This window comes from Lacrimispora amygdalina (assembly GCF_900205965.1).
In the GTDB taxonomy this organism is placed as follows: Bacteria; Bacillota; Clostridia; order Lachnospirales; family Lachnospiraceae; genus Lacrimispora; species Lacrimispora amygdalina_A.
In genome coordinates, this window is sequence record NZ_OAOF01000061.1 from 1 (window position 1) to 2,675 (window position 2,675).

Genomic DNA, 2,675 nt, shown 5'->3' on the forward strand with positions numbered 1-2,675 from the left:
CAGCTTTTTAAATTCACTGGGCTTGTTTTCAATGACGACTACCTCTAACTTTTCATTCCAGCAGTTCACCATCACTGCGGTATGACTTTCCTTATGCAGATCAATCCCTACATAAAGCAAATTTTCTCTTTTTTGCAATTCTCTCCCTCCTAATCTTGATTCCAACCAATCAGTCCCCGTACCGGCAACCTCAGATGACAGCGTTAACTCTTCACGAGTCCGCAAGGGGGCGACAGCCAATCTACAACAAACCAATGGGTGGAAGGACAAGTTATTTCTTTTATTGGTTGTTGATGTTAACTCTGTATGGAATGGATTGCAAGTCATTTCTGGTTTATTTTAAAGGAGAACGAACGGCAGAAAAAAAGAAAAGAAAAAGGAGCTACAAAAGAAGTATTTCTACCCCCTGTAACCCCCGGCAGCCCCAGTTTACCATAGAATCAATTTCCTGTAAATCCCATGGTTCACCATGAGCCATAGGGTAGACGATCTTGCTAAGCTTCCAATGAATTAGAATTAATATACCACTTTCAGCTTGCCCTGTGTCGCAAAATATTGCCTCTGTGTGACCTTTAAAACCGATGGTGGAACATATATGCCATTCAGGCAATTAAACACCTCGTTGGGCAAATCTGAAAAAGATGGATTTTCCTCTTTTACCTGCTAAGTGCTTGGATTACTGTTACCTACTGTTCGTTTTCCTGTTGCTTTTACAGAAAAATGTCGCATATATGCCAGTTTTTATATTCTCCAAGTCGCACATTCGCAACCATTTATAAAATTCCGAACTGAAAGATTTTCAGTCTATTTTGCTTCAAAAGCAGGGATGAACCATGGGGTCGAAAATGATGCAGGTTAAAGAGCCGGGGTTAAAAGCTTCCCCGACTCGGCTAACATCAGCCCGCAATGCGGGCTGAGAGGACTTATCATAGGAGTCGGATATTCGGCATTGGGGTCGTAACCGGGGTCACACTTGCAGGGAATGCCCAGCCATGCGAAAGAGTTACGGAGTTATAAGCAACGCCTAAACCACCTGACCTCAGTATCATATTATTCATCTGTATCAACTTCAAAGTTAATTTAATTATTTTCTAATATTTCGTCAATAGTTATTTCTCTTTCCAATTTCAAATCATAAAATCCTATAAAAACGCCTTCCTCATATAGCCAAAATAGATCTGCACCATAAGGAGCTTCAAATATCTCTAAAATTACCGGTGCAATTTTATTAATAGTTTCAGCATTTATAATTATAAAATTATCTGGGTTTTTAATATATTCATCATCATCCTTTTCAGATAATAAATTCCAGCCATTTAATTGTTCTATTGAACTCTTTTCTCTAAAACTATATCTAACTGGTATTCCATTATAAACATTTCTTGATACTATAAAACCACCATACATATCATTTTCTATCATTTTAAATCTCCTTTGTAAGGTTAATAAATTCAGTTCTCCATGTTAATTCTTGGGCATAATCAATACAGGATTTTTCAAACGAATCTTTTATTTTATAATCAGAACCGACATCAAGTAAATATTTATAAACAGGTAGCATCTCCTCTGTCTTCAATTTAGAGATTGTTAAAGAATATTTCAGAGGAATTGCATTATATATATCTACTTCATTAACATTTATCCCCGCACTAACTAAATTTTTGGTTACCTCCAACAAATACTGAATATCTCCTCGTAAAAAATTGAAAAACAAAACATGTAAAGCATTTCTTTGATATCTATTTTCTTTATGGTATATATCAATACCATTATTAATTAAGAATTCAAATATTTTTAAACGTTCTTGAGTATTATCATTTTTTAAAAGTAGGGTTTCTAATAAGTTGAAGCTTGTAAATTCATTTATTTGATTAATTTCATCTTTATATAACTTTTTAAATTCCTCCCAGCTGCCCTCTTTCACAGCATCAAATATGTTTACAATTTTCATATAGTTAGATCTCCTTTTATTCATATAAGTGACTTCGATTTGCTGAAGGTGTTTCTAAACGGTAATTTTTTGCATCAAATTGGAATTCTTTCAATTCATTTAATGAAATTTCTCTATTCTTATATTTTTGAAACATTTCACTATATGAACTGCCTTGGTTATGCCCAAAATCAACAACACCCTTTCTAGGCTGACCTGGTTTCCATTTGATAATATCTCCTGTATTAGGATCTCTAAGTACTCCGTCAGGATCAACATTATTATTAAATACCTCTTTTTCAAAATTCAATTTAGCATCACCTGATAATGTTGGTCTTCCATTCGGCTTCCCATTTTTAATATATGGCCCGTTTTCTAATGGCTCTAAATTTGACTGTTCTACCTTGCTTTTAACATTATTACCCGCCCCCTCAGGTGGAGTACTGAGATATCCGACGAACGGTGAATTTTCGTATTCAATTAAAAAAATTATAGCACGTCTTTGTGCTGTTTTTAAACAGAAAAATTACTGTTCCTCTTCTCGAATTGGTTCACGGTATTCCGTCTTGTTTTTCATCATTCCATACACAATGTTCACCAAACGGCGCATGATACAGACCAGCGCTTGAGACTTTGTCTTTCCTTCACCGATTTTTCTCATGTAATAGTCATAAAATACCGGGTGATTGGGTATTCCGTTCTTTGGCTTGGAAACCATTGTTACCGCCAGGAAATAAAACAGTCC

The 2,675-nt window shown here is 35.3% G+C and carries 3 protein-coding genes and 1 pseudogene; all 4 read right to left on the reverse strand.

From position 1 onward, the window contains the following. Positions 1-1,080: 1,080 nt before the first annotated feature. Positions 1,081-1,422, reverse strand: coding sequence for a DUF2185 domain-containing protein (locus CRO04_RS25565; RefSeq protein WP_097007044.1), 342 nt, complete (start codon positions 1,420-1,422; stop codon positions 1,081-1,083). Between the two features lies 1 nt (position 1,423). Further along, positions 1,424-1,951, reverse strand: coding sequence for a hypothetical protein (locus tag CRO04_RS25570; protein WP_097007045.1), 528 nt, complete (start codon positions 1,949-1,951; stop codon positions 1,424-1,426). Between the two features lie 16 nt (positions 1,952-1,967). Further along, positions 1,968-2,240, reverse strand: a complete 273-nt coding sequence (locus tag CRO04_RS26645; protein WP_207654524.1) for a GH-E family nuclease — start codon at positions 2,238-2,240, stop codon at positions 1,968-1,970. A gap of 216 nt (positions 2,241-2,456) precedes the next feature. Then, a pseudogene (locus CRO04_RS25580) lies at positions 2,457-2,675 on the reverse strand (hypothetical protein); the annotation flags it as partial.

Excerpts from the sequence above, each read along its gene's own strand:
- CRO04_RS25565 (WP_097007044.1), bottom strand. The coding sequence starts at position 1,422 with ATGATAGAAAATGATATGTATGGTGGTTTTATAGTATCAAGAAATGTT.
- CRO04_RS25570 (WP_097007045.1), bottom strand. The coding sequence starts at position 1,951 with ATGAAAATTGTAAACATATTTGATGCTGTGAAAGAGGGCAGCTGGGAG.